Annotated in this window: 39 protein-coding genes; 8 read left to right on the forward strand and 31 right to left on the reverse strand. The window is 64.8% G+C overall.

Annotation, left to right across the window (positions count from 1 at the left end):
• Positions 1-6: 6 nt before the first annotated feature.
• The 7 genes from AC3WLX_RS13345 to nifH form a co-directional block, all read right to left on the reverse strand.
• A complete protein-coding gene (locus AC3WLX_RS13345) occupies positions 7-849 on the reverse strand; it encodes an electron transfer flavoprotein subunit beta/FixA family protein (protein ID WP_492336280.1) in 843 nt (280 codons plus the stop codon).
• Positions 850-1,043: 194 nt separating this feature from the next.
• Complete coding sequence (gene nifW, locus AC3WLX_RS13350) at positions 1,044-1,373, reverse strand: nitrogenase stabilizing/protective protein NifW (RefSeq protein WP_492336281.1); 330 nt, start codon at positions 1,371-1,373, stop codon at positions 1,044-1,046.
• Positions 1,366-2,133 carry a serine O-acetyltransferase gene (gene cysE / locus AC3WLX_RS13355; RefSeq protein WP_492336282.1) on the reverse strand — a complete coding sequence of 256 codons (768 nt, stop codon included), beginning with the start codon at positions 2,131-2,133 and terminating at the stop codon, positions 1,366-1,368. Before cysE ends, nifW begins: the two co-directional genes overlap by 8 nt.
• A 7-nt stretch (positions 2,134-2,140) precedes the next feature.
• Positions 2,141-3,322, reverse strand: coding sequence for a homocitrate synthase (gene nifV, locus AC3WLX_RS13360; protein WP_492336283.1), 1,182 nt, complete (start codon positions 3,320-3,322; stop codon positions 2,141-2,143).
• A gap of 141 nt (positions 3,323-3,463) precedes the next feature.
• Positions 3,464-3,907, reverse strand: coding sequence for a Fur family transcriptional regulator Irr (irr, locus tag AC3WLX_RS13365; protein WP_492337281.1), 444 nt, complete (start codon positions 3,905-3,907; stop codon positions 3,464-3,466).
• Between the two features lie 43 nt (positions 3,908-3,950).
• On the reverse strand, positions 3,951-4,667 hold the full coding sequence (locus AC3WLX_RS13370; RefSeq protein WP_291622015.1) for a nitrogen fixation protein NifQ: 717 nt from the start codon (positions 4,665-4,667) through the stop codon (positions 3,951-3,953).
• Between the two features lie 76 nt (positions 4,668-4,743).
• Positions 4,744-5,628 (reverse strand): nitrogenase iron protein, encoded by an 885-nt coding sequence (nifH, locus tag AC3WLX_RS13375; RefSeq protein ID WP_291622017.1) that lies wholly within the window; start codon positions 5,626-5,628, stop codon positions 4,744-4,746.
• 392 nt (positions 5,629-6,020) lie between these two features.
• Between nifH and AC3WLX_RS13380 the strand changes: the two genes are divergently transcribed.
• Together AC3WLX_RS13380 and AC3WLX_RS13385 are read left to right on the forward strand one after the other, a co-directional pair.
• On the forward strand, positions 6,021-6,455 hold the full coding sequence (locus AC3WLX_RS13380) for a response regulator (protein ID WP_492336284.1): 435 nt from the start codon (positions 6,021-6,023) through the stop codon (positions 6,453-6,455).
• Between the two features lie 10 nt (positions 6,456-6,465).
• Positions 6,466-6,876, forward strand: coding sequence for an ArsC/Spx/MgsR family protein (locus tag AC3WLX_RS13385; RefSeq protein ID WP_492336285.1), 411 nt, complete (start codon positions 6,466-6,468; stop codon positions 6,874-6,876).
• Between the two features lie 3 nt (positions 6,877-6,879).
• Here AC3WLX_RS13385 and AC3WLX_RS13390 read toward each other — a convergent pair whose 3' ends face one another.
• From AC3WLX_RS13390 to AC3WLX_RS13400, 3 genes are read right to left on the reverse strand one after another with little or no spacing between them, the layout of a single operon-like run.
• Entirely contained in the window at positions 6,880-7,233 is a 354-nt protein-coding gene (locus AC3WLX_RS13390; RefSeq protein WP_492336286.1) for a (2Fe-2S) ferredoxin domain-containing protein, read from the reverse strand.
• On the reverse strand, positions 7,230-7,565 hold the full coding sequence (gene grxD, locus AC3WLX_RS13395; protein ID WP_291622023.1) for a Grx4 family monothiol glutaredoxin: 336 nt from the start codon (positions 7,563-7,565) through the stop codon (positions 7,230-7,232). Before grxD ends, AC3WLX_RS13390 begins: the two co-directional genes overlap by 4 nt.
• Before the next feature lie 18 nt (positions 7,566-7,583).
• Positions 7,584-7,817 (reverse strand): BolA family protein, encoded by a 234-nt coding sequence (locus AC3WLX_RS13400; protein ID WP_492336287.1) that lies wholly within the window; start codon positions 7,815-7,817, stop codon positions 7,584-7,586.
• 356 nt (positions 7,818-8,173) lie between these two features.
• Between AC3WLX_RS13400 and AC3WLX_RS13405 the strand changes: the two genes are divergently transcribed.
• The 5 genes from AC3WLX_RS13405 to AC3WLX_RS13425 all read left to right on the forward strand — a co-directional run bounded on the left by AC3WLX_RS13405 (position 8,174) and on the right by AC3WLX_RS13425 (position 11,524).
• Entirely contained in the window at positions 8,174-8,653 is a 480-nt protein-coding gene (locus tag AC3WLX_RS13405) for a hypothetical protein (protein ID WP_291622027.1), read from the forward strand.
• Positions 8,654-8,660: 7 nt separating this feature from the next.
• Positions 8,661-8,990 (forward strand): iron-sulfur cluster assembly protein, encoded by a 330-nt coding sequence (locus AC3WLX_RS13410; protein WP_291622029.1) that lies wholly within the window; start codon positions 8,661-8,663, stop codon positions 8,988-8,990.
• A gap of 36 nt (positions 8,991-9,026) precedes the next feature.
• The gene (locus tag AC3WLX_RS13415) at positions 9,027-9,794 is read left to right on the forward strand and encodes a dienelactone hydrolase family protein (RefSeq protein WP_492336288.1); all 768 of its coding nucleotides are present in this window, start codon (positions 9,027-9,029) and stop codon (positions 9,792-9,794) included.
• 14 nt (positions 9,795-9,808) lie between these two features.
• Complete coding sequence (locus AC3WLX_RS13420) at positions 9,809-10,054, forward strand: hypothetical protein (protein WP_492336289.1); 246 nt, start codon at positions 9,809-9,811, stop codon at positions 10,052-10,054.
• Between the two features lie 315 nt (positions 10,055-10,369).
• On the forward strand, positions 10,370-11,524 hold the full coding sequence (locus tag AC3WLX_RS13425) for an IS481 family transposase (protein ID WP_492336290.1): 1,155 nt from the start codon (positions 10,370-10,372) through the stop codon (positions 11,522-11,524).
• A 68-nt stretch (positions 11,525-11,592) separates the two neighbouring features.
• On the opposite strand, the gene AC3WLX_RS13430 is transcribed toward AC3WLX_RS13425, so the two are convergent.
• From AC3WLX_RS13430 to AC3WLX_RS13525, 20 genes are all read right to left on the reverse strand, one after another.
• Positions 11,593-12,021, reverse strand: a complete 429-nt coding sequence (locus AC3WLX_RS13430; protein ID WP_492336291.1) for a group II truncated hemoglobin — start codon at positions 12,019-12,021, stop codon at positions 11,593-11,595.
• Between the two features lie 20 nt (positions 12,022-12,041).
• Complete coding sequence (locus tag AC3WLX_RS13435) at positions 12,042-12,209, reverse strand: hypothetical protein (protein WP_492336292.1); 168 nt, start codon at positions 12,207-12,209, stop codon at positions 12,042-12,044.
• Between the two features lie 13 nt (positions 12,210-12,222).
• Positions 12,223-12,672 carry a Rieske (2Fe-2S) protein gene (locus AC3WLX_RS13440; protein ID WP_492336293.1) on the reverse strand — a complete coding sequence of 150 codons (450 nt, stop codon included), beginning with the start codon at positions 12,670-12,672 and terminating at the stop codon, positions 12,223-12,225.
• A gap of 15 nt (positions 12,673-12,687) precedes the next feature.
• Positions 12,688-12,912, reverse strand: a complete 225-nt coding sequence (locus tag AC3WLX_RS13445; protein ID WP_492336294.1) for a hypothetical protein — start codon at positions 12,910-12,912, stop codon at positions 12,688-12,690.
• A gap of 16 nt (positions 12,913-12,928) precedes the next feature.
• A complete protein-coding gene (locus AC3WLX_RS13450) occupies positions 12,929-13,237 on the reverse strand; it encodes a 2Fe-2S iron-sulfur cluster-binding protein (RefSeq protein WP_291622043.1) in 309 nt (102 codons plus the stop codon).
• Between the two features lie 33 nt (positions 13,238-13,270).
• On the reverse strand, positions 13,271-14,479 hold the full coding sequence (locus tag AC3WLX_RS13455) for a DegT/DnrJ/EryC1/StrS family aminotransferase (RefSeq protein WP_492336295.1): 1,209 nt from the start codon (positions 14,477-14,479) through the stop codon (positions 13,271-13,273).
• Positions 14,476-14,745, reverse strand: coding sequence for a DUF6129 family protein (locus AC3WLX_RS13460; RefSeq protein WP_291622047.1), 270 nt, complete (start codon positions 14,743-14,745; stop codon positions 14,476-14,478). The genes AC3WLX_RS13455 and AC3WLX_RS13460 overlap by 4 nt, the downstream gene beginning before the upstream one ends.
• Before the next feature lie 15 nt (positions 14,746-14,760).
• Complete coding sequence (locus tag AC3WLX_RS13465; protein WP_291622049.1) at positions 14,761-15,120, reverse strand: DUF3024 domain-containing protein; 360 nt, start codon at positions 15,118-15,120, stop codon at positions 14,761-14,763.
• A 13-nt stretch (positions 15,121-15,133) separates the two neighbouring features.
• The gene (locus AC3WLX_RS13470) at positions 15,134-15,373 is read right to left on the reverse strand and encodes a nitrogen fixation protein NifZ (protein ID WP_291622073.1); all 240 of its coding nucleotides are present in this window, start codon (positions 15,371-15,373) and stop codon (positions 15,134-15,136) included.
• Positions 15,373-15,690, reverse strand: coding sequence for a nitrogen fixation protein NifZ (locus AC3WLX_RS13475; RefSeq protein ID WP_291622051.1), 318 nt, complete (start codon positions 15,688-15,690; stop codon positions 15,373-15,375). The genes AC3WLX_RS13470 and AC3WLX_RS13475 overlap by 1 nt, the downstream gene beginning before the upstream one ends.
• A complete protein-coding gene (locus AC3WLX_RS13480; protein WP_492336296.1) occupies positions 15,687-16,460 on the reverse strand; it encodes a 4Fe4S-binding leucine-rich repeat protein in 774 nt (257 codons plus the stop codon). Before AC3WLX_RS13480 ends, AC3WLX_RS13475 begins: the two co-directional genes overlap by 4 nt.
• Positions 16,453-16,983, reverse strand: coding sequence for a tetratricopeptide repeat protein (locus AC3WLX_RS13485; protein WP_492336297.1), 531 nt, complete (start codon positions 16,981-16,983; stop codon positions 16,453-16,455). The genes AC3WLX_RS13480 and AC3WLX_RS13485 overlap by 8 nt, the downstream gene beginning before the upstream one ends.
• A 13-nt stretch (positions 16,984-16,996) precedes the next feature.
• A complete protein-coding gene (locus AC3WLX_RS13490) occupies positions 16,997-17,305 on the reverse strand; it encodes a HesB/IscA family protein (RefSeq protein ID WP_291622056.1) in 309 nt (102 codons plus the stop codon).
• Between the two features lie 10 nt (positions 17,306-17,315).
• Positions 17,316-17,540 carry a 4Fe-4S binding protein gene (locus tag AC3WLX_RS13495; protein ID WP_025037807.1) on the reverse strand — a complete coding sequence of 75 codons (225 nt, stop codon included), beginning with the start codon at positions 17,538-17,540 and terminating at the stop codon, positions 17,316-17,318.
• Between the two features lie 10 nt (positions 17,541-17,550).
• Entirely contained in the window at positions 17,551-19,107 is a 1,557-nt protein-coding gene (nifB, locus tag AC3WLX_RS13500) for a nitrogenase cofactor biosynthesis protein NifB (protein WP_492336298.1), read from the reverse strand.
• A gap of 289 nt (positions 19,108-19,396) precedes the next feature.
• Complete coding sequence (locus AC3WLX_RS13505; protein ID WP_492336299.1) at positions 19,397-20,263, reverse strand: SIR2 family NAD-dependent protein deacylase; 867 nt, start codon at positions 20,261-20,263, stop codon at positions 19,397-19,399.
• A complete protein-coding gene (gene nifT / locus AC3WLX_RS13510) occupies positions 20,263-20,484 on the reverse strand; it encodes a putative nitrogen fixation protein NifT (protein ID WP_291622069.1) in 222 nt (73 codons plus the stop codon). The genes AC3WLX_RS13505 and nifT overlap by 1 nt, the downstream gene beginning before the upstream one ends.
• The gene (gene nifS / locus AC3WLX_RS13515; protein WP_492336300.1) at positions 20,481-21,677 is read right to left on the reverse strand and encodes a cysteine desulfurase NifS; all 1,197 of its coding nucleotides are present in this window, start codon (positions 21,675-21,677) and stop codon (positions 20,481-20,483) included. Before nifS ends, nifT begins: the two co-directional genes overlap by 4 nt.
• A gap of 15 nt (positions 21,678-21,692) precedes the next feature.
• Entirely contained in the window at positions 21,693-21,986 is a 294-nt protein-coding gene (locus AC3WLX_RS13520; RefSeq protein WP_492336301.1) for a NifU family protein, read from the reverse strand.
• A 49-nt stretch (positions 21,987-22,035) separates the two neighbouring features.
• On the reverse strand, positions 22,036-22,356 hold the full coding sequence (locus AC3WLX_RS13525; protein ID WP_131870834.1) for an iron-sulfur cluster assembly accessory protein: 321 nt from the start codon (positions 22,354-22,356) through the stop codon (positions 22,036-22,038).
• A gap of 326 nt (positions 22,357-22,682) precedes the next feature.
• Between AC3WLX_RS13525 and AC3WLX_RS13530 the strand changes: the two genes are divergently transcribed.
• Entirely contained in the window at positions 22,683-23,273 is a 591-nt protein-coding gene (locus AC3WLX_RS13530) for a hypothetical protein (protein ID WP_492336302.1), read from the forward strand.
• A gap of 10 nt (positions 23,274-23,283) precedes the next feature.
• Here the strand turns inward: AC3WLX_RS13530 and AC3WLX_RS13535 are convergent, their stop codons facing one another.
• Positions 23,284-23,688, reverse strand: a complete 405-nt coding sequence (locus tag AC3WLX_RS13535) for a Rieske (2Fe-2S) protein (RefSeq protein WP_492336303.1) — start codon at positions 23,686-23,688, stop codon at positions 23,284-23,286.
• Between the last annotated feature and the right edge of the window lie 100 nt (positions 23,689-23,788).

Below are 23,788 nucleotides of genomic sequence, written 5' to 3' on the forward strand. Positions count from 1 at the left end.
CTCGCCTCAATAGCCGCGCGCCAGCGCCGCGAGCTCGGTCTCGAGCGCCGGCTGGCGCTTGAAGATGGCGTCGATCAGCGCCTCCGCCGGCTGCTCGCCGACCTCGATCAGCGCAGCCTTCTCGCTGCGCGCGGCCGGGGCGAACACCCGCTTGACGATGGTGGGCGAGCCGCGCAGGCCGCATTTCGAGATGTCCTCGACTCCGGCTTCCTGCGCGCTCCACTTCACGATCGGCGCACGTGCGGCGCGCAGGGCATCGGCCATCGCGCCGCGGCGGATCTGGTTGGTCGCCTCCAGCATGGTGACGAGGCAGGGCAGCCTGGTGCGCAGCATCTGCACGCCGCCTTCGGAGCGGCGCTCCGCATCGATGGTGCGGGCCTGCAGGTCCAGCGCGCTGATCCTGGCGACATAGGTGAGCTGCAACAGGCCGAGCCGCTTGGCGATGCCGGGCCCGACCTGTGCGGTGTCGCCGTCGATGGTCTGCTTACCCGTAAAGACGATATCCGGGGCGCCGAATTCGGTCGAGATATTGCGGATCGCGGTTGCGAGCGCATAGGTGGTGGCCAGCGTATCGGCACCGGCAAAGAAGCGGTCGGTCAGCAGCACGGCGCGGTCGGCGCCGAAGGTCAGCGCCTTGCGAAGGCTGTCTTCCGCCGAAGGGGGCCCCATGGTCAACACCGTGACCTCGCCGCCGAACTGATCGCGCAGCTCCAGGGCCGCTTCCAGCGCGAACAGATCATAGGGATTGATGATGGTCGGCACGCCCTGGCGCATGATGGTGTTGGTCACGGGATGCACGCGAATCTGCGCGGAATCGGGGACCTGCTTGATGCAGACGACGATGTGCATGTGCGCCTCCGGGACTCGTCTTCAGAAACCTCGTTCAGAGGAAGAACAGCAAGTGTCGTACCAACTCCGCGAACGACGAAAATCAGGCGGTGGCGCAACGACTTGAAGGCGCGACGGTATCGCTTGCATCCGCTTCCGGCCGGGAGCCGACAACGCCGCTGCGACACGCGTCGCAAATACGACAGGGCGCGGGGTCACTTCAGCACACCGATCTGCACCAACGCCGGCGCCTGCTTCGGCTGCGGCGCGACGGCGTCCTTCAGGACCTTGAAGACCCGCTGGTCGATCGGCGAGGACGCGACGAAGTCCGCATAGGCCCGCTCCAGCACGGTCTTGCACCGCTCCGCCACGACCTCGTCCGCAACGCCGGAGAAATCCTCCCCGGCAAGGTACTGGCCCATGCGCCGGAGAATATGCAGCCGCGCCACGTTGACGATCTTGGGATCGTAGTCGACGCCGAGCAGCGTGAAGAACTCCTCGGCTGCCGAGGCCTTGTTGAGCTGTGCGAGAATTCCATCAGCCATTGTCGGTCTCCATCTGGCTCTGCGAGGTGGATGCGCCAGTGTCCCTGGCGCGCCTCTGCATGTGGCTCAGCCGCGCTTCCAGGAACTCGACGCGGTCGAGCAATACGGCAATGGCGTCGCCGACCGGATCCGGCATCAGATGATGGTCGAGATCGATCCGGCCGACGACGCGGCGATGGCTGAGTTGCGGGCGTACGACGCGCGCGGGAATGCCGACCACGGTGACGTCGGGCGGCGTGCTGTCGATCACCACCGAATTGGCGCCGACGCGCGAGCCGGCGCCGACCGTAATCGGCCCGAGGATCTTCGCGCCCGCTCCCACTACGACGCGGTCCTCCAGCGTCGGATGGCGCTTGCCGGGAGACCAAGACGTGCCGCCCAGGGTGACGCCGTGATAGAGCGTGACGTCGTCGCCGATCTCGGCGGTCTCGCCGATGACGACACAGGCGCCATGATCGATGAAGAAGCGCCGGCCGATGCGCGCACCGGGATGAATGTCGACATTGCTGGCGAAGCGACCGAACCAGGACAGAAGCCGGGCGGGAAAGCGCCAGCCCGACGTCCACAGCCGGTTCGCGAGCCGGTACCAGATCACGGCATGAATGCCGGGATAAGTCAGGAGCGTCTCGACCTGGCCGCGCGCGGCGGGATCGCGCTGGCGCACGCAGCCGATGTCCTCACGGATCAACTTGAGCAGAGATGGCTTCACCGCTTCCGGTGGAGACGGTTCGGCGAGCGGAACATCGACGACGCATGCCATGGGACCCTCACGCGCAATTGAGAAGCGAGCGCTCGCGCACCTCGCGCCAGATCGCCCTCACCGTCTCGTGGGCAACCGCACCCTTGTGCTCGACGGCATGCCGGCGGACGCGGGCGAGAACGGATCTGGCTTCCTCGGCGCTGACGGACAGCTTCAGCTCGGCGAGCAGCGCCGTGATCGCCGCAAGCCCGGAATGCTTGCCGATCACGATGCGGTTCGAGCGGCCGAGCAGCCGCGGGTCCAGCGCCTGATAGGTGCGCTGATCCTTCAACAGACCGTCGACGTGAATGCCGGATTCGTGGGTAAAGACGTGCTCACCGACGATCGCCTTGTTGAGCGGAATGGCGCGTGCGGCCGCGGCCGCGACGACGGATGCAACCTTCTCCAGCTCTGGGAGAACAATGCCGGTCTCGCAGCCGTAGAGCTGCTTGAGCGCCACGGCGACCTCCTCCAGCGGTGCATTGCCCGCCCGCTCGCCGAGGCCGATCACGGTGACCGAGGCGTGCGTCGCACCGGCCTTGATCGCGGCCAGCGTGTTGGCCGTCGCAAGGCCGAGATCGTCATGGCCGTGGAATTCGAGCTCGAGGTCGGTCGTCGCGCGGAGCGCCGCCAGCAACGCGAAAGAGGCGTCGGGATCGAGCACGCTCAAGGTGTCCGCGATACGGAAGCGCCGGGCGCCTGCTGCCTTCGCGGTCGCGATCAGCTCGGCCAGGAAATCCACATCGGCGCGCGAGGAATCCTCGCCGCCGACCGCAACGTCGAGGTCTCTGTCGCGGGCATAGCCGACCACCCGGCTCACCTGCTCCAGCGCCGCCGGTCGTCCGCCACTAAGCTTGGCGGCGATCTGCACGTCGGAGGCCGGGATCGAGACGTTCACCATGGACACGCCGGCCTCGATCGCCGCGTCGACGTCGGCCGTGCGCATGCGGCACCAGCCGATCGCGGTCGCCGACAAGCCGGCTTCCACGATGGCGCGGATCGCACTCACCTCGTCATGGCCCATGGCAGGCGTGCCGGCTTCGATCTCGGTGACGCCGGCAGAGGCCAGCGCGCGGGCGATCGAGAGTTTCTCCGCGGTGGTGAAGGCGACGCCCGGCGCCTGTTCGCCGTCGCGCAAGGTGGTGTCGTTGAGAACGACGGGCCGGTGCTGAACTCCGTCCGATCGGGTCGTTGGGCCGGGAAACGCCATCCGCGTCCTCCAATCATTCATTCCGATCAGGAGTTCAGCAACCCTCGTGCCAGTGTCAGAACCACCGTCAAACACCTGAAATTGATGGGCTTCTCGGCACCACCCGGTTTGTCGCAAATGCGACAGGGGCAGACAGGGGTGTCAGATGTCGGAGGCCTTGCGACGGATGTGAATGATGATGTCGAGCCGCGAGATTTCATGGCCCGGCAAAGGCTCGGGCACCTGCGCGAGGACGAGCGTCTCGGGCACGTCGATCAGGACATCCTCGCCGTGAAGGTAGAAATGCGGATGCACCGTCGTGTTGGTATCGAAGAACGAGCGCGAGCCATCCAGTCCGATCCGGCGCAGCAGGCCGGCCTGGGTGAACTGGTTCAGCGTGTTGTAGACGGTCGCCAGCGACAACTGGATGTTGGCTTCGGCTGCTTCGGCAAAGAGCATCTCCGCCGTGACATGCCGATCGCCTCGACCGTACAGCAGCTCCCCCAGCAAGATGCGCTGGCGCGTCGGCCGCAGGCCCGCGCCGCGCAACCGCTGCGACAGCGGGCATTCTTCCTCCTGGAACTGCGCGGGCGCCCCTGCATCCATCACGTCGACCGAGAGAGCTCCGGGATAAGCGTACATGATCACCTCACGCGGGTCGGGCGGCATCGCCCCGTTCGCCGTCGCCGCGCAAGATTTCGCGCCGACGCTCCGCCATCCGGCTCTCGCCGCTCTCCTCGCCGAAACAGAGATCGAAATCGTTACACTCCGTGCAGACGGGTGTCGTGCACATGACGAAGCCGTCGTCCTCACACAGCATGCGGTAGAAGAAACGCTTCCAGCGCATGTTCGCCGTGTTTCGCTGTGCCAGCGGGGCAAAATGGCGCGCCAGCAGGCGCGACAGCTCGGAGCGCTCACGCAACCCGAGATCTTCCCAGAGGTGGTTCGGCTCGATCGCGCGCCGCGCGACCATGGCCGCGAGCCAGTGCCCGACATCGCCTGCGGTCGAACGCTGCGCCAGCAGGAGATCACGCACCATGATGGTCTCGTCCTCGCTCCCGGAAGCGGATCTTGGCAACCATGCGAACGCGCGGACCATGGCGGAGGGGAAATTGCGGGCAAGCAGGTCGTTGAGGTCCTGCTCCGACAGCCCCACACGTTCGGCGAGAGGGCCGCCATCCATCACCGCTGCGGCCAGGATCGAGGCCAGCACGTGACGGTCGAAATCATCGTCGGCGCGGATATCGGCTTCTGCCGGGTCGCAGCCGGTCAGCAGACGGTAGAACGCTATTCCAGCATGCGGCCCAAGGGGCCATGCTGGTCGGTTCGCCGCCGCTTCGCTCGTCCTCGCCTGCGCCGCAATCACGGAAGACTCCGCCGGTTATGCCGCTCGAGTTGTCGAGAGAGGCCGGCCTTCCCGGATGGGAAGGCCGGCAGGATCGTCAGGCGATCGCGAGCTCGGCCGCGGACTTGCCGATCTGGCTTTCGTCCACCGCCTTCATGATGCCGTGCTCCATCAGCATGTCCTCGAGCTCGTCCATGCTGATCGGGGTCGGGATGATGCCCTTGCCGCCGTTGTTATGGATCTTGGTCGCGAGCTTGCGATAATGATCCGCCTGCTGGGAATCCGGCGCGTATTCCAGCACCGTCATGCGGCGCAGCTCCGCATGCTGCACGATGTTGTCGCGCGGCACGAAATAGATGAGCTGGGTGCCGAGCTTCTTGGCCAGCGCTTCCGCCAGTTCCAGCTCCTTGTCGGTCTGACGCTCGTTGCAGACCAGGCCGCCGAGACGAACGCCGCCGGAATTGGCGTACTTCAGAATGCCCTTGGAGATGTTGTTGGCGGCGTACATCGCCATCATCTCGCCGGACATCACGATGTAGATTTCCTGCGCCTTGTTCTCGCGGATCGGCATCGCGAAGCCGCCGCAGACGACGTCGCCGAGCACGTCGTAGGACACATAGTCGATGTCCTCATAGGCGCCGTTCTCTTCCAGGAAGTTGATCGAGGTGATGACGCCGCGGCCGGCGCAGCCGACGCCGGGCTCCGGTCCGCCGGACTCGACGCAGCGAATGTCCCGGTAGCCGACCTTCATGACGTCCTCGATCTCGAGATCCTCGACGCTGCCCGCGTTGGCCGCGAGGCTCAGAATGGTGTCCTGCGCCTTGGCGTGCAGGATCAGGCGGGTCGAGTCCGCCTTGGGATCGCAGCCGACGATCAGGATCTTGTGACCCATCTCGGCAAGCGCCGCGAGCGTGTTCTGCGACGTCGTCGATTTGCCGATGCCACCCTTGCCGTAAAACGCGATTTGCCTCAGTGAAGACATGTTGCTCTCCATCAACCGATTGCCAAATGACTCCGCGCTGCTCGCGCGAGATTTGCTTCTCTCTCAGAAGCGTGGGCCCGCGGGGTTCGGGAAGGAGAACATCGCTCGCCAGCGGCGTCGGCGTGTTCTCAGCCCTCACTCGTTGTTGCGGCATCCAAATAGCAACTGGCGTGCCATTCGCTGCGCGCGCTCTAAGACGCTGACTGCGCTTGCGAAATATTTCGAGGGCCGCCGCCGACAGGAGCTGTGCCGAACCCTACAGAGGTACGGTCTCTGTCAGAAACCGGACAAGAATCGGCGTGCTTGCGGTGCCAATGCACCGTGATTGCCGTGCGCAGATGCGGAACGGAAATTGCTACCTCTTCTCGCGAAGCCATAGAGGAGAACGACTGATGCAGATCGGTGTCGAGACGGCCAAGGCGGTCGACCAGCGGCGCGTGTTCGTTGTCGACGAGGACGAGATCACCCGCGCAGCACTGCAGTTTATGCTGCATGACGAGATCGAGACCCACGAGCTCGCCACGCCGGAAGAGGCCTATGAGAAGGGCGTGGACTGGCTGAGGCCGGACTTGGTGCTGCTCGGCGTCTCGTTCCTGAAGGCGCGGGGCGCCGGCCTGGTCGGCGATCTCGGCGCGAAATTTCCAGGCGTCCGCATCCTCATCGTCACCGACAAGTCCGACGAGGCCACCGCGGTTGAAGCCATGAAGGCCGGCGCCCATGGGGCGGTGGTGAAGCCGCTGACGCTCGAAGGTGTCCGCAAGAAGGTCGACACCATCCTCGGCCGCGGCGGCGCCGCGCCGCTGGTGCAGCTCAGCATGATGAAATAGGACCAGCGGCGTGGCCACGATCCTGTTCTACCAGAAGCCCGGTTGCGGAACCAACGCCCGGCAAATCCGCGCGCTGGAGGCGGCAGGCCATCAGGTGATTGCGAGGAATCTCCTGACCGAGCCGTGGACTGCAGAGCGTCTGCTCACGTTCTTCGGTACGAGCCCCGTCACGTCCTGGTTCAACCCCGCCGCGCCTCGCGTCAAATCCGGCGAGGTGAACCCGGCAGAGATCGACGCGGCGGACGCCATCGCGCTGATGCGCGACGATCCCCTGCTGATCCGGCGTCCGCTGATCGAAGCCGGCGACGCCAGATGCGCCGGCTTCGACCGCGAGCCGGTCCCGTCGCTGCTCGGCGCTGAGCGAAACGACTTTCAGGGCTGCACGCGGCCGGAGACGATGCCGCGCTCGGCGCAACGGTAGCACTCAGCTCCGCGCCAGCACCATCACCAGACGATCGACGCGCCGGCCTTGTCTCAGGTGTTCATCGACGATCTCGTCGATATCCTCGGGCGTCGTCGGCCGGTACCAGACGCCGTCTGGGTAAACGACCATCAGCGGGCCGGCGGCGCAGAAGCCGAGACAACCCGATGCGGTGAAGCCGACATCGGTGAGTCCTTTCGCCTCGATGGCCTTTCCGAGCCGCTCCCACAGCGGCCCGCCGCCGGACGCACCGCAGCTACTGCGCGGATGGGCGGGCGGCCGCTGGGTGTGGCAGGCGAAGACGTGATGGCGGTAGAGCTGCGGCAGCTCGAACTCCTCGGTCATCCCGTCGCTCATGACGCCGCCACCGCAACACCCTTGTCGTTCAGCACGGCTGCCAGCTCACCCAGCTTGAACATCTCGCGCACGATGTCGCAGCCGCCGAGAAACTCGCCCTTGACGTAAAGCTGGGGAATGGTCGGCCAGTTCGAGAATGACTTGATACCTTCGCGGATGTCGGGATCGGCGAGCACGTTGATGCCGGTGAAGGGCACGCCGAGACCATTCAGGATCTGCACGACGCTGCCGGAGAAGCCGCATTGCGGCGCGGCCGGAACGCCCTTCATGAACAGCACGACATCGCTGCCTGAGATGATGTCCCTGATCCGTTGTTCGGTCGATTCGCTCATTCGTCTATCCTTCCATAGTCATGTCGGCACCGCGGTCTCGAGCGCCAGCGCATGCAGCGCCTCGCCCATTTTCCCTTTCAAGGCGGCATAGACCATCTGATGCTGCTGGATCCGGCTCTTGCCGGCAAACGCCTGCGAGACGACGCGCGCGCCGTAATGGTCGCCGTCGCCGGCCAGATCGGTGACGATCACATGAGCGTCCGGAAACGCGTCCCTGATCAATTGCTCGATGTCCGGTCCCGCCATAGCCATGTCGTACACTCCTGCTCTGCGTCCGAACCATGCAAGCGCCAAACCAGTTTCGGAACATGTGTGTTCAGAGGGACTTGCGTGCCGGGCATCACAGCGATGTCCGGCTTGCGACAACACTTCGTGCGTGCATGTCGATGACGTGACGAATGCCGACGGACCTCGCTCCGGACACTGCGACGAACCCTCGCAATGGCAGGAAACAACGCGCTTTTCGCCGCAATCTCGTCCGGCCCGGCTTTTGCTTTGTGAGGACTGCATCCGCATAGCGCCATGCCAGAGGAGGAACTCGAATTGTCTCACACAGGCTCCAGCAGATTGGACGAGCGGCGCCCGATCGCGATGCCGGCGAGCGCATCATGACGGCCGTGCTCGTCGACTCCGACGGCATCAATTTCGGCGAGCTTGCACCGGAGATCGACTCGCTGCTCCAGCAGGGCGTGGTGAGCTATCGGCGGAACCCGATCGAGGCCGATCGGATCTTTCGCAAGGCTCTCGATGCGGCCCCGACCGAGCTCGCGGTCTATTTCTGCCTTTACAAGACCCATACCTATCGCGGCCGTCTCGACGAGGCTCAGAGCATCGCCGAGCGCGGGCTGCGCGAGGCCGCCCACCAGGCCGGCCTGGATCCCGATTGGCGAAGTTGGCAGCCACAGGCCGAGCTGCCGGAAGGCGCCGGCCGCTTCGCGCTCTACACGTTGAAAGCGCTCGCCTTCATCCATCTGCGCAAGGACGAGCGTAGGCAGGCACACGAGCTGCTCGCGGCCCTGCGTAGGCTCGACCCTGCAGGCGCGGTGGGCTGGCCAGTCGTTGCGGCGCTCGCCGAGGGACTTCAATGAGGGAGCGATGACGAGCACAGAGCTTGCCGACAACGAGACGCTGATCGTGGGCATCGTCGCCGCGCTGCGCACGGTTCACGACCCTGAGATTCCCGTGAACATCTACGACCTCGGCCTGATCTACCGGATCGCGCCGAAGGACGGCGGCCTTATCGAGATCGACATGACGCTGACCGCGCCGGGCTGTCCGGTCGCCGGCGAGATGCTGTCCTGGGTGGAGAAGGCGGTCATCGAAGTCAATGGCGTCACTGAGGTCGCGGTGCAGCTGGTGTTTGATCCGCCATGGGACTCCTCGCGGATGAGCGACGACGTCAAGCTCGAGCTCGGCTTGCTCTAGAACAACCACAAGCCCCACCGGAGAGGAGAGGATGCCATGATCGATCTGACCGCCAGCGACGGAGCAAGTTTCACCGCCTATCGAGCCGAGCCTGCGGAGACGCCCAAGGGAGCCGTCGTGGTCCTTCAGGATGTCTTCGGCGTCACGACCGAGATCCGTGAGGTTGCCGACGCTTTTGCGGCCAAGGGCTATGTCGCGATCGCACCGTCCCTGTTCGACCGCGTGAAGCCGGGCATCAGTCTCGGTCACGACGACGGCGGCAAGGCCGAAGGCACCGCCATCAGCGTGCAGATCGACAGGGCGCAGGCGATCTCGGACATCCAGGCGGCCGTCGATTCGGTGAAGCACGCCGGCAAGGTTGCGGTCGTCGGCTATTGCTGGGGCGGCGACCTCGCCTACACCGCGGCCAACAAGGTCAACGGCATTGCCTGCGTGATCGGCTATGACGGCAGCGAGACCGTTGCCGACTATCGCGAGAAGCGCAAGGTGCCGACGCTGCTGCATTTCGGCGAGAGCGACCCGGAGCTGCCGCTCGAGGCCATCACGCAATTTCGCGCCTGGCGTCCCGATGTCAGCGCCTTCACTTATCCCGAGTCCATCAAGGGTTTCGGCTGCGGCGAGCGCGGCAGCTATCGCGAGGACGCGGCGGCGACGGCACTGGAACGGACTCTGTTCTGGATCTCGCAATATGTCGAGGGACAGAAGCCGATCCTGTTGAAGAATGCCGGCGCCTATGCCCAGGCCAAGACCGAGAAGAAGAAAAAGAAGAAGGGCGACGACGATCTCGGGCCGCCGACTGATTGAGGGAGCCCCGCGCGATGCTTCCGACCACCATCCTCATCGACGATGCGCCGCGCTGCGTGGTGCGGCCGACCGACACCAAAGACCTCAACCGCTTCATTCGCAACGGCAGGACCTTCCTGCTGGCCGAGAAGCCCGATGGCAAGATCACTCATCGCACCGCCAATGAGTCCGAGCTGGGCCGGTGGCAGAGCGGCCTTGCCTTGCACAAGGCCTGGGGCGGCTCCGAGGAGGAATTCTTCGGATTGCCGTTGTCGGGGTGAGAGTGGTCCCTCTCCCCTTGTGGGAGAGGGTGGCATAGGCGGCCTTCGGCCGCCGTTCTCAAGAACGCCGATGCTTCGCATCGGCTATGGCGTAGCGGCGAGACGGGTGAGAGGTTCTCTCCGCGAGAGAAACTCTTGTTCGAGGGCGCGGAGCGAAACCCTCATCCGGCGCTTCGCTCCACCTTCTCCCACAAGGGGAGAAGGAAAGATCTTGTCCAGACCGGATAGATAGGTAACACAGTAGACCGGATGGATGGGTGACAGTTCTCTGTCGGCTGGGAGGAACAGCCGATGCCTTGGCGAGAGAGCTGCACAATGGACGAACGGGTTAGCTTCATTTCGGAACATCGAACCGGCTTGTGGACGATGACGGAGCTTTGCGAGCGCTACGAGATCAGCCGCAAGACCGGTTACAAATGGTTGGAGCGCTACCGGCTGGAAGGACCTGGAGGGCTTGCGGATCGGTCGCATGCAGCGCGGGTGCATGGGCGAGCGACGCCACAGCACATCGTGGATGCGATTGTGGGGCTGCGGCTTGAGCGGCCGAGTTGGGGACCGCGCAAGATCGTGAGCAAGCTTGAGGCTCGTCAAGGGGATGTCGATTGGCCGTCTGCCTCGACGGCAGGCGAGATTCTCAAACGGGCGGGACTGGTTGACGACCGCAGGGTCCGGCGACGTGCGCCGCCGCGGATGAGGCAACTGACGGTGCCTCAGCATGCCAACCATGTATGGGCCCTCGACCACAAGGGCTGGATCCGGTTGGGCGACGGATATCGCGTTGAACCGTTCACGGCGACCGATGGCTTCAGCCGCTATTTGATTAGCCTGGCGGCGACGGGTAGCACGCAATATGCCGAGTGCCAGCCTCTGCTGGAGCGGGCATTTCGCGAGTACGGCTTGCCGCAGATAATCCGCTCTGACAACGGCTCGCCGTTCGCCTCGACCGGGATCACCGGTCTGACCGCGCTGTCGGTATGGTGGATCAAGCTTGGCATCCGCCATGAACGGATTGACCCTGGCCATCCGCAGCAGAATGGCCGGCACGAGCGTTTCCACCTCACGCTTCTGGAAGCCATGCGGCCAACGCCGCCGACCCAGGCTGTGCAGGCCCGTCGCTTTGCGGCATTCATGCGCGACTACAACGAGGAGCGGCCGCACGAGTCGCTTGGCCAACGCCCACCTGCCAGCGTCTATCAGCCCTCGCCACGTGCAATGCCGAGGCGGCTTCCCGAGCCGGATTACCCGGCCGAAGCTGCGGTGCGCCAGGTCCGCTCCAACGGCGAGATCAAATGGCGAGGCGAGTTCATCCACATTTGCAGCGCTCTCGGTGGTGAAGCCGTTGCCGTCGAGGAAACCGAGGAGGGCTCCTGGCAAGTGCGCTTCTTCGACGTACCGATCGGCATCATCGACCAGAAAACACGCAAGCTGGGGCGCAGCTCTAGCGCTGCGCCCCAGCCGACCAAATCATGAACGACTGTTACCCATCCATCCGGTCTGTTTTGTTACCTATCCATCCGCTGGACAATCTCTCAAGCCCCTCAGTGAGGCCCACCGCGCGCATCGTGCGGATTGCCGGCCTGGTTGCGCATCCAGTCGGCGAGCTTGGTGAGCGCCGCGTCGAGCTCGGCTCGCGCTACTTCGTCGACGACAGTCTCCCCCAGCGCGCCGCGCATGCACAACAGCCAAGCGTCGCGCTCGGCGCTGCCGATCGGAAAGCCCATGTGGCGCTGGCGCAGCCGGGGGTGGCCCTTCTCGGGCGAATAGAGCTTTGGCCCTCCGGTCCATTCGGTGAGGTATCGCTTCAGCACCTGCTTGGTCGACGTCAGGTCGTCCGCGTGCATGGCGCGAATGCCGGCGGCCTCGGGCAGTGCGTCCATCCGGCGATAGAAGCCCTCCACCAGGCGGTCGATCACGACCGGCCCGCCGATCCGTTCGTACATCGAGACAGTGACCACCGTATCGCTCATGCCGAAGCCTCTCGTTGTGCCTACTCGTCCATGCTGGGCGACAGGATAACCTCCGCCGGCGCGCCGGGGCCTTGATCGGCGACAAACTCCACCGTCGAGACGCGCGAGAGCCCGCCGCCGCTGTCCATCAGCACGACGGCGTCCTCCGGCAGCCTCTTCAGGCGATCAAGCAGCTGGGCGACGGTCACGACCCCTTCTCCGCTAATCCGGATGAATCATGATATCCATGGTCTCGTCATGGTCGTCGAACGCGTTGAACGGACGGTCGTCCTCGACCAGCCGCTCCCCGCAGAGGCAGACCTCGCCGTCGACGACGGTGAGCGCGATGGGTTGGAGGCTCTTGCCGCTGCAGGGCCCGTCGATGCAGATCCCGCTGTCGATCTCGAAGGTGGCACCGTGGCGGCCGCATTTCAGGAAGGCGCGGTCCTGCGTGAAGAAATCCCCGCTGCCGATATTGAGCCAGACCCCGTCATGCGGGCAGGCATTGACGTAACCGACATAGTCGTTGCCATGGGTTCGGATCACGACGATCGGGAACGGCCGGCTCTCGCCGGACGCATCGAAGCGCGACAGGCTGAACGCCCGCGCGCCGCCGCGCTCGATCTCGTCGCTCGCACAGATGACGAACACGTCGATCTCTTCGCTCGCCATCCGCGCTCTCCCGGGCTAGGCCGCCGCCGGCGCGGCCGCCTGCTTCAGCGCCGTCAGTTCCTCGCGCGTCAGGCGGAACACGCCGCGGCCGCCGGCAAGCGCCTGGTAGACGTCGCCGGCCTTGTCGCTGAGAAAGTCGAACCAGGCCTGCGGGGTGAGGCCCTCTGGCCGTTCGCTGATCTCGACCACGGTGCCGTTCGGCGCAAAGCGCGCGTGGAGAATGAGCTTCTGCGTATCCATCGTGCCACTCCCCCGCTCAGAAACCCGACGAGAAGCCGAGCAGCTCGATCTTGACGTCCTCGGTGCCAAGCACGGTGGCCTGGCAGGCGAGGCGCGACTTCGACCCGACCCCGACGATGCTGTCGAGCTTCTCGTTCTCGAGCCGCGCGATCTTGGACAAGCCCTTGCGTCCTTCCTGCACGAAGATGTGGCAGGAGCCGCATTTGGCCTGACCTTCGCATTTGTGCGGAATCGCGATCTCGGCGCCGAGCAGAGCGGCAAGAATTGTCGTTCCCTCGGAAACCTCAATGGTCTTGCCGGCGGGCATCACGGTCAGCGTGGTCATGATCGTCATCCTCTTCGTTGGTGATGGGCTCTTTCAGTAGATCGCCGCACCCGCGCCCACGTTGATCGAGGCGTCCTTCATGGTCTCGACGATGAATTCGATCTGGCTGTCCGTCAGATGGGTGTGGAACGGCAGCGCGACCGCGCGATCGGCGATCTTCTCGGTCACCAGAAGGTCGCCGCGCCGGTAGCCGAGATCGAAGTAATGCCGCTGTAAATGCAGCGGATGGCTGTAGGCGACGGCCTCGACCTGCTCGACCCGGAGATCCTCGGCAATGGCGTCGCGACTGGAACGGGTGAAGCGCGTGCCCAGATGCACGAGATAGAGGAACCAGTTCACCTCCGTCACGTCGGGGGCGATATAGGGGGGCTTGATGCCCTCGAAGGACTGCACATGCGTCGCATAGAGCTGCTCGACCAGCCGGCGGCGTTCGATGATCTCGTCGATACGTTTGAGCTGGGCGAGGCCAAGCGCTGCCGCGAGATCGCTGATCCCGGCTTGATAGGCAGCCGTCGAGCTCACCACGACCGAGGAGCGCTCGCTCAGCCGGTGTGAGCGGTGACGGCGCAAGGTCACCGCGAGGTCGATGTCGTCGGTGACGACCATTCCGCCCTCGCCGCAGGTCAGCAGCGAGGGTTGCGCGAAATCGAACACGGCGACATCGCCAAAACTGCCGACCAGCCTGTCCTTGTAGCGCGAACCGATCGCCTCGGTTGAATCCTCCAGCAGCAGGACGCCGCACCGGTCCGCGATGTCGCGCAGCTCCGACCAGGGCGCGGGATGGCCGTTGGTATTGGCCGCGAGAATGGCGCGCGTCCTGGGCGTGATCCGCTCCTCCACCTTCTGCGCCGCCAGCGTTCCGGACCAATAATCGATATCGGCGAACACCGGCCGCGCGCCGGCGAGGCTGATCGCATGCGCGGTCTCGCGGAAGGAATAGGACGACGCCACGACCTCATCGCCAGCACCGATGCCATACGCCTTCAGCGCCAGCAGAAGGCCGATGGTGCCGCTCGGCACTGCAATCGCATAGGCTCGGCCGACATAGGCGGCAAACGCCGCCTCAAATTCCTCCGCCATCGGCCCGCTGGAAAGCCGCGGCGCGCGCAGGACGGCATCCACCGCCCCGATCTCCGCCAGCGTGATGTCGGGGTCGGAGAGCGGAATGAAGTCGTGGCCCGACGCGGCGGGCGCCTCGCCCACTTCCGCAACGTCGTCGTAAGCGAGAGCAGGCTCGGTCATGACGCGGCCCCCCGGCTCGCCAGCACGATGCCGGTCGCACGTGCGGGATCGTTCGTGATCTGCGCGCAATGATCGGCGCTGTCGAGCAAATGCAGGTCGAACGCGCCAAAGCTGCGGTACGGGGTCTCCGCTACGTCCGAGGCATCGCAGCGGATCCAGGCGAGGTGGGGAAATTTCCGGCGCAGCTCGAGATAGAGCTGGGCCGCCGCTTCGGGCGATGCGAGCATCCGCTCGATCTCGGTCAGTTCGGTTGCCGCAAGCGCCATCTTCCCAACCTCCTGCTATTGCCAGAACACGCGCTCGGGATCGGCGTTCAATATCTCCGTCACCGACGCCAGCCGCTGGTGCACGCCGTGCAGCTCCCAGGCGCCGGTCTTGTGGTCCTTTCGGAAGAGCTTCCAGCTCGCGCCCGCCGCATCGTGATGCAGCAGCGCGACGTCGATGACACCGCCCTCGGCGTCGATGTTGCGCGAGCAGCAGGGGCTCTCGACGAGATACCCGCCGGTCACGCCCCTGACGATCGGCGACACGTAGCGATAGCGCTTGCGCGATCCGAGTGCGCGCTCGATCCGCCTGCGATCGAGCTCGTTGGGGTGCGCGGGCAAGCCTGCGTCCGGCTGTCTGAGGACCGCGGCGTTCATCGTGACATCATCCCTAGAGCGGACTGATTTCTTCCTCGAGGCAACCGACCACCAGCCGCTCGCCGAACTCGACGAGATAGATCGGCAGATTGGCGTCGGTATGCCGGCCGACCTGAACGATCTCGCCGGTGCCGCCGACGCCGACGAGGAGGCCTTCGGCGGGCGCGTCCGGGAACGAGCCGTCATTGAGCAGGTCCACCGCGGCCTTCACCCGCTGGCCCCATTGATATTTCGGCAGTCTCGGCTCGATCATCATGACACGGTCTCCGGCAATGGAATGTCCTCGACCGCGTCGCGCGGGGTGACGGGGTCGAGCTCCTTGCGCTTCATCCCGACGCGATTGCCGCTATCGAGGAATTCAACGCCATAGATGTAGAATTGCTGGAGGAAGGTGCCGATCGAGACCACGTAGCCGATCTCGCCCTTCTTGGCGAGAATGTCGCCGATCTCCTTGCCGGCATAGGTGCCGTCGTTGCGAATGGTGCGCTTGGCTCGCACCTTCTCGCCGAAGCTGAAGAATGGCGGAGCGCTCAGCTCGACGACGTCGCTGTCGCGGACGATGTTGCTCATAGGGAGGCTCCCGTTCCTCGCTCCAGCCGCACGGCGACCCGCGACCGTGCGACTTCCCGCACCAGGCCATCCTGGTCCTCGGCGAGACTCATGAGCTCACCGACGGCGGCACGGCTCGCAACCTCGTAGCGGACGCGCCAATCCAGATCGCCGCGCATCAGTGCCAGCAGTTCCGGCGACAGGCGCTGCGCGACCTCGAGCCGCACGGCGGCGTCATGGTCGTTGATCATGCCGAGCAGCCAATCCTCCGGAATGCGCCGGGCCACCACGCGGCGAACCTCCGGTTCTCCGTCGTCGATCAGCCGGCCGAGCAGCGGCGGCGCCAAGCGGCGCGCGACGACGAGGCGGACGTAATAGTCCGCATCGGACGCCATCGGCAGCAGATCATCGCCGTCGATCAGGGTGGCAACCCGCATCCTCACCTCACGATGCGGGTCCTCGCGCAATTGCAGCGCATAGCGCCTGGGCAGGCGGCGAACGGCGTTCCAGCGCACCGTCTCGTCGGCATCCCCGAGCAGCGGCGGCAGCAGGAACAGATTGGCAGATTTCGCGGCGATTGCGCGCACCTCGAAATGCGGATGGCCGACATAACCGTCGGCAAGCCTCGGATTCCAGTTGAAGAAGCGGTCGATGCGGCGCGCATAGCGATCGTGGACACAGGCATGCCCGATCCGGCAGCCGCCGGCGCCGCTCAGCGCCAGATGCGGGCAGGCCTCGCAATCGACCTGACGGCCTTGCCAATCGAGGGTCTCGTCGATGTCGTCACTCATCGTCCTGCCCCATCCGATCGAGCACGCCGAGGAGAACCTTGGCGCCGATCTTGTCGGTGGGATCGAGCTCCAGCAGCTTCTGGACTGCGAACCGCCCCTCTTCCGTCTGGCCGAGGCGCATCTGCAGATAGGCGTAGCCCTTCAGTGAGAACAGGAAGAAGCGCGGCAGGATGTTCTCGTAACGGCCGAACTCGGCGTCGCCCGCTTGCACCTGTCGCCAATCGGCCGGAAGATTGCTTTCCTCGGCGGCCTTCGCGAGACAGCGGCGCGCGACGTCCAGCGCCTCGGCCAGACGCCCCTTGTAAAAGTAGAAGCGATAGAGGCCGATCAGCACCGCCGCGTGACCGGGCGCGAGCGTCTCGGCTTCCCGCAGATGGCGCTCCGCGATGTCGTCCAGATGATAGGAACGACCCGCTTCCCAGAGATGATGCTCCGCCTCGCTCGGCAGCCCGCGGCCGAGCAAGGCGCCGGTGACGAGCGCCTCGTTGATCTCGACCTGCGGGCTGACGAAACTGTCGGGCATCATCGGCGCCTGTTCAATGATGTCCGCAGGAGACCTGTTTCGGATCGTGGAACACGAGCCCGGTCTGGGTTGCCGTATCAGCGAAATCGATGGTCACGCCGTCGAGCAGCAGGCGGCTTTCGGCCGGCAGGAACATCTTGACGCCGTCCCGCTCGACCACCGCGTCGCCGGCCTGCGGCTCAGCACGAACGCTGATGTCTGCGGCAAGGCCGGAGCAGCCGCCCGGGCTGACTGCAAGACGAAACCCGCTGCCGGCGCCGCCATCGACGCGGAGCATCATGCGCATGAACTTCTGCGCCGCCGGTGTAATCGTGAAGTTCATTCCATCCCCCTCAAGCAGGCGCCTGGTAGCGCGGCAGTGACGTATCGATGACGCAGGTGTTGTCGACCGGGCACACCGCCACGCATTGCGGCTCGTCGAAATGGCCGAGGCATTCGGTGCACTTCTTGGGGTCGATCACGAACGTCCCGCCCTTTTCCCGGATGGCGACGTTCGGGCATTCCGGCTCGCAGGCCGAGCAGCTCGTGCACTGCGAGGCGATGATCTTGAACGGCATCGGTCTCTCCTCAAGCAGCCGAAATCAGAGCGCCCTGGCGGATGGCGGCATCACCGCGCTCCACATGCTCGACCTCGCCGCTGTTGACCTTGTCGAGATAGGCCTTGAACCAGGCGATCGCGGATTTCTCGATGAACTCGTGGGCGTATTGGTCGACCGGCTCGATGCCGGCCTTGATCAGGTCGCCCTTCGGGCAGCCGCCGATCTTGGCGACAAAGACCGCATGGCAATCGTTGATGGCCCGGATGATGGTCTCCAGGCTGTCCTCCTCGCCATAGCCGCTCTGGCAGTAAAGATCGACGCGGCGATGGCCGACGAACTTGGCGCCCGCCGTGGAGAGCTCGTAGACCTGGAACTCCTTGGCGTGGCCGAAATGCTCGTTGATCAGGCCGGAACCCTTGGTCGCGACCGCAGCGAGCACCTTGATGTCGCTGGAGTTGCCAGCGAGCTCGGCAAGCTCCTCCTGCTTGGCGGCGACCTTGGCGATGCGTTCTTCCTCGACCTTCTCCTGATAGGCCTTGCGGGTGTCGGCGTCGTACTTCACTTCCATCGCCATGATCTTCTCGGTGGTGAACTCGGCGCTGCGGTCCTCGCCGAGCAGACCGACCGCGTCGGCGCGGCACTGCCGGCAGTGCCGCATCATGTTCATCTCGCCTTCGCAGGAATCCTGCAGCGCCTTCAACTCCTGCGCGCTCGGGCCACGCTGGCCGTTCAGGCCGAACACGGTGCCGTGCTCCGGCGCGGAGATCAGCGGCATGATGTTGTGCAGGAAGGCGCCGCGCGACTTCACAGCCTTGTTGACCTCGACCAGGTGCTGGTCGTTGATGCCGGGGATCATCACCGAGTTGACCTTGCAGAGGATGCCGCGCTCGGTAAGCATCTCCAGGCCCTGGAGCTGCCGGTCGGTCAGGATCTTGGCGGCTTCGTAGCCGGTGTAGCGCTTGTGCTTGTAGAAGATCCAGGGATAGATCTTCGCGCCGATCTCGGGATCGACCATGTTGATGGTGATGGTGACGTGGTCGACATTGTATTTTGCGATGGTGTCGACATGATCAGGCAGCATCAGGCCGTTGGTCGACAGGCAGAGCTTGATGTCCGGCGCCGTGTTGTAGATCAGCTCGAAGGTCTTGAACGTCTTTTCCGGGTTCGCCAGGGGATCGCCGGGGCCGGCGATGCCGAGCACGGTCATCTGCGGGATGGTGGAGGCGACGGCCAGCACCTTCTTGGCCGCCTGCTCGGGCGTCAGCTTCTCGCTGACCACGCCCGGGCGCGATTCGTTCGCGCAGTCGTATTTGCGATTGCAGTAGTTGCACTGGATGTTGCAGGCCGGCGCGACCGCGACGTGCATGCGTGCGTAATGATGATGCGCCTCTTCGCTGTAGCAGGGATGATTCTTCACCTTCTCCCAGATCTCGGTCGGCAGGTCGCCCTGTCCGGCCTGCGATCCGCAACTCGCCTTGCCGCTGCCCCCCGTCGTGCCGCAGCCCTTGTGCTCTGCGATGGCCTGCATGATCTCGCCGACATTGCCGCCGTTGCCGCTCGCGTCGTGTTGCGCTGAAACGTCCATGTGCTCAGTTCTCCTTGCAGGCCGAACAGATTTGCGGCTCGAATTTCGAGAAGCGTCCTAAGAGCCGTTCTAGAAAGGTATTAGCAACCCGCATGCCACCGTCGGGCCCTGCGACTTTCTTCGCTTGCTTCAAGGAGTTAGCGCGATCGCGCGGGAATGTCGGGTTGCGAACGCATGTTGCAAAGGTGACAGACACGACGTCGCCGCAGGGGGACTTGACCGCCGACCAAACGCGCGCCGCGCGAACAAGGTCCGCGCGGCGTGGTCAGATCGACAATGCGACGAAAGGTCAGCCCGCCAAGACGACCTCGATCGCGCGCGGAAGCGGGATGGCGAGCGGGGTCAGACCCTGGCTCACCAGGAAGCGCAGCTCGTTCTTCGAGAGCGCATCGGGCTCGACCACGACATAATGGGTGTCGGTCGAACGCTTTGACACTTGCCGCGCATAGGTGCGCAACAGCTGGTCGTTGAAGCGGCAGCCGAGGAACAGGAAGCTCCGGCCGGTGCGGCGTGCCTTCACCTCGTCCGGGATCGGCGTCTGGATGTCGATCTCGGTCAGCACCTCGACGTAGTCGGCATCGGAGATCAGGAAGTTCTTGGCCGGCGCGACGCTGCCGTGCGGCTTGTAGAGGATCGTGGTCCAGGCCTTGGCCAGCGCTCGATCGACCTCCTGGCCTGCGGCGTCATAGAATCGATACCAGCGGTCCTCGCCAATGCCGGCGCGCGTGATGCCCTGGATCTCGCCCCAATCTTGTCGTCCGGCGAGCGCGCTGCGCATCGCGCCGTCGTACCAGCTGTCGACGATCAACGGCAGCGGCATGGTGGCGAGATGGCGATGGAGCGCGGTCGGTGCGACCGGGGTGGCGAAGGCTTCCGCCATCAGCGCGGTCACGGTGGCACGGTGCCTGGTGCTCTCGATGTGCTGCGCCGACGCCCAGGCATTGCCGCGGGCGCGGCGCGGCAGTGCTACCCTGGTGCCGAAGAAGGCCGCCAGCGCCTCCGGGTTCATCGGCACGGCCGGCTCGCCGAGCTCGGCGACGCCTGGCCCGAGATAGGGAATGACGTCGCCGCGGCGCAGCCGCGAGACAACCTCGCTGAGGATGGCTTCGGCGTCCGCGGGCGCGGCGAAATCGATCTGCGGGACCGGAGCGTTCATCACTCGTCTCCCTCGCCGCCGCGCTTCTTGGCGTTGATGGTGATCGGCAGGTTGGTATCGGCGGCCATCTGCGGCAGGTCCAGCACCCAACCATTGGCGATCTTGATCCAGCCGCCCCAGAGCGTCTCGTGCTCGGAATCCACGATCGGCTCCTCGAGATCCTTCTTCGGCACGTAGATCGACAGGCCGGTCTCCGGCGAGCGGCGAATCATGACTTTCATAGGCTCATCTCCGCAGGACGAGAGGTGTCGCTCGCGCGCTCTTGCCACGAAGGAGACAATGCTCTCAGTTTCGAAAGGATCTCAGGCAGGGCCAGCAGCACCCGGTCGATTTCTTCGGCCGTGGTCTCGCGGGACAGGGAGAAACGGATCGCTCCGCGCAGCGAGGCGGCCGGCACATGCATCGCCCGCAGCACGTGTGACGGCTCCATCGAGCCGGAGGCGCAGGCCGATCCCAGCGATGCGGCAATGCCGGCGCGGTTCAGATGATGGATGATCGCTTCTCCTTCGACATGCTCGAAGGCGATGTTCGAGGTGTTCGGCAGCCGGCTCTTGAGGTCGCCCAGCACCATGCACTGACCGAGCCGCAGGATGCCCTTCTCCATCCGGTCGCGAAGGGCGGCGATCTCCGCCCATTCCCGTTCGAGCTGCGCCGCCGCAAGCTCGGCGGCCTTGCCGAGACCAACGATGCCGGGAACGTTTTCGGTGCCGGCGCGGCGGCGACGCTCCTGCGGACCGCCCAGGATCAGCGGCTTGAACTTCGTTCCCTTGCGCACATAAAGCGCGCCGATGCCCTTGGGACCGTGCAGCTTGTGGCCGGACAGCGAGAGCATGTCGATCTCGCTCGCCTTAAGATCGATCGGAAGCCGGCCGACGGCCTGCACCGCATCGGTGTGAAACAGCGCGCCGGCGGAACGCGCCATCTTGGCCAGGAACTCGACCGGAAAGACCGTTCCGGTCTCGTTGTTTGCCCACATCACGGACGCGATCGCGGTACGCGGGCCGAGCGCGCGCCTGTATGCCTCGATGTCGAGGCGTCCACGCGTATCCACGGCAATGAGATGGCTCTTGATGCCGCGCCGGTCGAGCTCCTCGACCAGCGACAGCACGGCGGAATGCTCCACCGCGGTGGTGACGATCTCGTCCCGCCCGTCCTGCACGGCCAGCGCCGACAGGATCGCCGCATTGTCCGACTCGGTACCGCCCGAGGTGAAGACGATTTCGTGGTCGAAGGCGGCGCCGATCAGCGCCTGCACGCTGCGTCGCGCCTCCTTCACCGCCCCGGCGACGTCGCTGCCGAAGGCGTGAGCCGAAGATGCGTTGCCGAACTGTTCGGAGAAGAACGGAAGCATCGCCGCGACGACGGAAGGGTCCGTGCGGGTCGTCGCATTGTTGTCGAGGTAGATCGGCCGCACGGAGCCCCCCTCTTCTCAATGGCGAGCTTTGGCCGCTCCGGCGACGGGGATCAGGCGGACGAACTCGCCGAGACGCTCGATCAGCCGGGCCTGGATGCCTTCGAGCGTCGCGCTCGCCAGCTTGCAGAACACGCAGGCGCCGGTCAGCCTGACCATGATCTTGTTGCCGTCGATCTCGAGCAACTCGCAATCGCCCCCATCGCGCTTGAGATTGGGCCTGACCTCGTCGAGCACGGCACGAACGATGCGTTCGCGCTCGCTGGGTTCAGCTGCCGGCAACTGCTTATGGTGTTCGGATTCGACGAGCATTTCACATTCTCTCTCTTGCTTTTTCCTGCAGATCGACGACGAGCGCCGATCAGCTGAACGACTTGCCGCAGGAGCAGCTCGATTTGGCGTTGGGGTTGTCGAAGGTGAAGCCGGATCCCTCCAGCGCCACGACGAAGTCGATCGTGGTGCCGTTGAGATGCTCGTGGCTCTGATTGTCGACGAAAACCTTGACGCCGCCACGCTCGATGACGGTGTCGTCGGGCTTGGCTTCCTCGGCGATGCCCATCATGTATTTGAAGCCGGCACAGCCTCCGGTCTCGACCATGATGCGCAGGCCGCTCGCCGGCTGTGCTGCCGAGGAGATCGCGGTCTTCACCGCATTCACCGCGCTGTCCGTCAGGTTGATCATCGCTCGCCCTCGCTGTTTGGGTCTGTTGGATCAGGGGGATCGCAAGTCCCGTGCCAGAGCGCACGCGCCTGAAATTGCTGCATTTTCGTTCCGCGACCCGGCTGTTGCCTTTGCGACGCTTGTCGGGTTTGCGACAGGCGGCGTCAGCAGCGCGTGGCACGCGGAATGGCAAGGCGATACCGGAGCGGCGCGCCGCGCCGTCCGGATCGCCGCTGCATCTACACTTTCGGCGCATAAGCAGGCAGGCGGCAAACTCCTTGCATAAGGGCGATCGAACCCTTCGCAGCGGCCAGACGGACGCGCGGCAGATGAGACAGGAGAGATCCATGACGTCGATCGACAACACCGCCCTTGGCCGCCTGGACAAGGAGGGCCGGCTGCTGAACGCGGTGCTGAAGGGCGACACCACCAAGCCCGGCCGCTTCGGCTTTCGCGGCGACATCGCGCTGAAATTCCAGACCCAGGTCGCCGATGAAAAGCGCCCGCCGGATTACTCGATCGAGCAGGTGCTGACCGTCGCGCAGGAGGGCGAAGAGACCATCCCGGTGCTCGCCGGCTACCTGCATTCCTACGCCTATCTCGCCGACCTCGCAAAAGTGCTGGATGGCGCGTTGAGCCCGAAGGGCAGCTACTTCATCTTCTGCAACAACATCGATCTTCTCGCCAAATACCGCACACGGATCGGCGACATCGAATTCCGCATCCTGCCATGCGACGAATCGACGGTGTGGAAGGAGATGATGGATCTCGCCGGCGTGGACAAGAACGACATCAAGAAGCTCGACACCGCCGGGAAGCTCGACTATCTGCTCGATGCCGCGATGGAGCTCGATGGCTCCTATGCCGAGATCTCGTTCGAAGACGGCGTTGCGAAGATGGAGCCGGTGAAGAACCGCAACGAGAACCGCCCGGTCTGACGCATCGTCGTCAGACCTCTTCCTCGCAAGCCGTCTCGTCGTCCTCCACGAGCGAGACGCCGGTCACGCAGATGTCGCCGTCGAGCACGGCGAGCGCGATCGGCGTCAGGCTCTCGCCCTTGCACGGCCCGTCCACGCAAATGCCGGTGCTGAGCTCGAATGTGGCTCCGTGCTTGCCGCACATGAGCCTTGTGTCCTTGCCGTCCAGGAATTGGTTGCGCTCCCAATCCAGGTTCACCCCATTGTGCGGGCAGCGGTTGAGATAGCCGAAGACCTGCTTGCCCCAGCGCACGATCACGATGGACCAGGGCCGCGGCGCGCCGTCCTCGCCGACGATTTGAAGATGAAACCCAATCGCCCGCTGGCTTGGAATGTCGTTGAAGGCGCAGATCGCATAGGCGGTATTCTGGTCCATGCTGTCCTCGTTGGCGTCCGGATCGTCCGAACGTTGCAAGAATCGCGCTAGGCCGGAGACCTGACTTGGCGACCGCGTCAGGTCAGGAATCCGACATGCG

The sequence above is a fragment of the Bradyrhizobium sp. FW305-F6 genome (assembly GCF_058782905.1).

Excerpts from the sequence above, each read along its gene's own strand:
- AC3WLX_RS13345 (WP_492336280.1), bottom strand. The coding sequence starts at position 849 with ATGCACATCGTCGTCTGCATCAAGCAGGTCCCCGATTCCGCGCAGATT.
- nifW (WP_492336281.1), bottom strand. The coding sequence starts at position 1,373 with ATGGCTGATGGAATTCTCGCACAGCTCAACAAGGCCTCGGCAGCCGAG.
- cysE (WP_492336282.1), bottom strand. The coding sequence starts at position 2,133 with ATGGCATGCGTCGTCGATGTTCCGCTCGCCGAACCGTCTCCACCGGAA.
- nifV (WP_492336283.1), bottom strand. The coding sequence starts at position 3,322 with ATGGCGTTTCCCGGCCCAACGACCCGATCGGACGGAGTTCAGCACCGG.
- irr (WP_492337281.1), bottom strand. The coding sequence starts at position 3,907 with ATGGATGCAGGGGCGCCCGCGCAGTTCCAGGAGGAAGAATGCCCGCTG.
- nifH (WP_291622017.1), bottom strand. The coding sequence starts at position 5,628 with ATGTCTTCACTGAGGCAAATCGCGTTTTACGGCAAGGGTGGCATCGGC.
- AC3WLX_RS13380 (WP_492336284.1), top strand. The coding sequence starts at position 6,021 with ATGCAGATCGGTGTCGAGACGGCCAAGGCGGTCGACCAGCGGCGCGTG.
- AC3WLX_RS13390 (WP_492336286.1), bottom strand. The coding sequence starts at position 7,233 with ATGAGCGACGGGATGACCGAGGAGTTCGAGCTGCCGCAGCTCTACCGC.
- grxD (WP_291622023.1), bottom strand. The coding sequence starts at position 7,565 with ATGAGCGAATCGACCGAACAACGGATCAGGGACATCATCTCAGGCAGC.
- AC3WLX_RS13400 (WP_492336287.1), bottom strand. The coding sequence starts at position 7,817 with ATGGCTATGGCGGGACCGGACATCGAGCAATTGATCAGGGACGCGTTT.
- AC3WLX_RS13405 (WP_291622027.1), top strand. The coding sequence starts at position 8,174 with ATGACGGCCGTGCTCGTCGACTCCGACGGCATCAATTTCGGCGAGCTT.
- AC3WLX_RS13410 (WP_291622029.1), top strand. The coding sequence starts at position 8,661 with ATGACGAGCACAGAGCTTGCCGACAACGAGACGCTGATCGTGGGCATC.
- AC3WLX_RS13415 (WP_492336288.1), top strand. The coding sequence starts at position 9,027 with ATGATCGATCTGACCGCCAGCGACGGAGCAAGTTTCACCGCCTATCGA.
- AC3WLX_RS13420 (WP_492336289.1), top strand. The coding sequence starts at position 9,809 with ATGCTTCCGACCACCATCCTCATCGACGATGCGCCGCGCTGCGTGGTG.
- AC3WLX_RS13425 (WP_492336290.1), top strand. The coding sequence starts at position 10,370 with ATGGACGAACGGGTTAGCTTCATTTCGGAACATCGAACCGGCTTGTGG.
- AC3WLX_RS13430 (WP_492336291.1), bottom strand. The coding sequence starts at position 12,021 with ATGAGCGATACGGTGGTCACTGTCTCGATGTACGAACGGATCGGCGGG.
- AC3WLX_RS13440 (WP_492336293.1), bottom strand. The coding sequence starts at position 12,672 with ATGGCGAGCGAAGAGATCGACGTGTTCGTCATCTGTGCGAGCGACGAG.
- AC3WLX_RS13445 (WP_492336294.1), bottom strand. The coding sequence starts at position 12,912 with ATGGATACGCAGAAGCTCATTCTCCACGCGCGCTTTGCGCCGAACGGC.
- AC3WLX_RS13450 (WP_291622043.1), bottom strand. The coding sequence starts at position 13,237 with ATGACCACGCTGACCGTGATGCCCGCCGGCAAGACCATTGAGGTTTCC.
- AC3WLX_RS13455 (WP_492336295.1), bottom strand. The coding sequence starts at position 14,479 with ATGACCGAGCCTGCTCTCGCTTACGACGACGTTGCGGAAGTGGGCGAG.
- AC3WLX_RS13460 (WP_291622047.1), bottom strand. The coding sequence starts at position 14,745 with ATGGCGCTTGCGGCAACCGAACTGACCGAGATCGAGCGGATGCTCGCA.
- AC3WLX_RS13465 (WP_291622049.1), bottom strand. The coding sequence starts at position 15,120 with ATGAACGCCGCGGTCCTCAGACAGCCGGACGCAGGCTTGCCCGCGCAC.
- AC3WLX_RS13470 (WP_291622073.1), bottom strand. The coding sequence starts at position 15,373 with ATGATCGAGCCGAGACTGCCGAAATATCAATGGGGCCAGCGGGTGAAG.
- AC3WLX_RS13475 (WP_291622051.1), bottom strand. The coding sequence starts at position 15,690 with ATGAGCAACATCGTCCGCGACAGCGACGTCGTCGAGCTGAGCGCTCCG.
- AC3WLX_RS13480 (WP_492336296.1), bottom strand. The coding sequence starts at position 16,460 with ATGAGTGACGACATCGACGAGACCCTCGATTGGCAAGGCCGTCAGGTC.
- AC3WLX_RS13485 (WP_492336297.1), bottom strand. The coding sequence starts at position 16,983 with ATGCCCGACAGTTTCGTCAGCCCGCAGGTCGAGATCAACGAGGCGCTC.
- AC3WLX_RS13490 (WP_291622056.1), bottom strand. The coding sequence starts at position 17,305 with ATGAACTTCACGATTACACCGGCGGCGCAGAAGTTCATGCGCATGATG.
- AC3WLX_RS13495 (WP_025037807.1), bottom strand. The coding sequence starts at position 17,540 with ATGCCGTTCAAGATCATCGCCTCGCAGTGCACGAGCTGCTCGGCCTGC.
- nifB (WP_492336298.1), bottom strand. The coding sequence starts at position 19,107 with ATGGACGTTTCAGCGCAACACGACGCGAGCGGCAACGGCGGCAATGTC.
- AC3WLX_RS13505 (WP_492336299.1), bottom strand. The coding sequence starts at position 20,263 with ATGAACGCTCCGGTCCCGCAGATCGATTTCGCCGCGCCCGCGGACGCC.
- nifT (WP_291622069.1), bottom strand. The coding sequence starts at position 20,484 with ATGAAAGTCATGATTCGCCGCTCGCCGGAGACCGGCCTGTCGATCTAC.
- AC3WLX_RS13520 (WP_492336301.1), bottom strand. The coding sequence starts at position 21,986 with ATGCTCGTCGAATCCGAACACCATAAGCAGTTGCCGGCAGCTGAACCC.
- AC3WLX_RS13525 (WP_131870834.1), bottom strand. The coding sequence starts at position 22,356 with ATGATCAACCTGACGGACAGCGCGGTGAATGCGGTGAAGACCGCGATC.
- AC3WLX_RS13530 (WP_492336302.1), top strand. The coding sequence starts at position 22,683 with ATGACGTCGATCGACAACACCGCCCTTGGCCGCCTGGACAAGGAGGGC.
- AC3WLX_RS13535 (WP_492336303.1), bottom strand. The coding sequence starts at position 23,688 with ATGGACCAGAATACCGCCTATGCGATCTGCGCCTTCAACGACATTCCA.